Origin of the sequence: Prevotella sp. P6B4, assembly GCF_000619985.1 — a bacterium.
In the GTDB taxonomy this organism is placed as follows: domain Bacteria; phylum Bacteroidota; class Bacteroidia; order Bacteroidales; family Bacteroidaceae; genus Prevotella.
On record NZ_JHVE01000048.1, the window covers coordinates 1 to 1391 of the forward strand.

A 1391-nucleotide genomic window follows, 5' to 3' on the forward strand; every position below is an offset into this window, starting at 1 on the left:
TCGTAGGTGATATTACCGGTTTCAATGACCGACACCATGCCTGTGCTGTCTTTTATAAACATCACCTGCGAAGACTCCTTGGAGCCCAGTTTCTTAGAAAAATCCCATACTCTGTTCATCCCGCCTCTGCCGGGAGAGAAGTAGCGGATTTTGCATTTCTGCAAGCTGTCGGTCGATTCTGGTGCCATGCCAGACAGATTCACCTGACCATAGACTGATATCGCTCCATATAGCAATAATGGTAGTAATAATTTCTGTTTCATAAAAATACATCACAAATTCGATAATGATCATTTTCTTAACCCCATAATTTCTCTTTCTCGATTCCGTGAATCACATAGGTCCTTTTTATTTATTCTATTGGTGGAGCCACAAAATCTACACGTTTTTTCACCTCGTCTGTAACAAAACTAAACGTTCCATTAGAATCTTGTTCACATACGATTGCGTGCTTATAAAATAATTTTTCAACTTCATGGCTATTCTCTTGATTCCTATTCTTAGGATACTCTCTTTTTATATATGAAGAATCGGTTAGCCCACTAAGTGATGATTGCAAAAAGATAATGGTATTGTTGTACTTGAAGAATAAAGAAATATCCTTCCTAGAACAGATAAATTCGCTATATGCCGGACCAATTATCCAATAGTCATGGATTTTCTGATTGTCTAACCAATTTTCATCAATGTCTGACAAAATCAATAAGGTGTCATTGTAAGGGTATTTACCTATATAATAGTCAATTTGATTCAATAAACTTTTGTTGATTATTGAAACAGGTATGCCATTATGTTCCATGTTCGTTTTTTCTGAGCAACCATAGAATAATATACATAGTGTACTTAGACAATAAAATAATATTTTCATAAAGATTAAAATTGCCAATTGTTATTTTTAATGTATTCTGCGAATGATAAATTTGTTCTGAGTAAACTGCTCACTTTACTGAAATTCCCAGGTAAAGAAAATATTGAATACTGTTCTCTATTACTGACGATGCCATAAACATTATTGTTATGTCCTAATACAAACACGGGAATTTTCATCTTTGCGGCTAAGTTACTATCGTTCCCTTCACCATAAAAAGAGGGTGAAGCATCGCCTTGCCGTTCTTGAGGGTGAGGCTGCCGCCAAGCAGATAGTCCGTTGAATCAGCCTGCAATATCTGCGAAGATGTCAGCTCGGCGGGCTTCACGCCCCAGGTTCTTGTGATATTGGGCTTGGCAGTATAGTGAACGGCACGCAGTTTCTGGCCCGATGCGCTATACACATACTTCGTCACGCTGCCATTGGTAAAGTATATCTGCTTCGGATTGTTGTTCCAGTCGTAGGTGATATTACCGGTTTCAATGACCGACACCATGCCTGTGCTGTCTTTTATAAACATCAC

Annotated in this window: 1 protein-coding gene and 2 pseudogenes; all 3 read right to left on the bottom strand. The window is 38.0% G+C overall.

Going from position 1 to position 1391, the window contains the following annotated elements; genetic code table 11:
- Window positions 1–263: pseudogene (locus T491_RS16815) on the bottom strand (hypothetical protein); the annotation flags it as partial.
- Window positions 264–352: 89 nt separating this feature from the next.
- A complete protein-coding gene (locus T491_RS0115240) occupies window positions 353–799 on the bottom strand; it encodes a hypothetical protein (RefSeq protein WP_028904635.1) in 447 nt (148 codons plus the stop codon).
- A gap of 256 nt (window positions 800–1055) precedes the next feature.
- Window positions 1056–1391 (bottom strand): annotated as a pseudogene (locus tag T491_RS17970) (hypothetical protein); the annotation flags it as partial.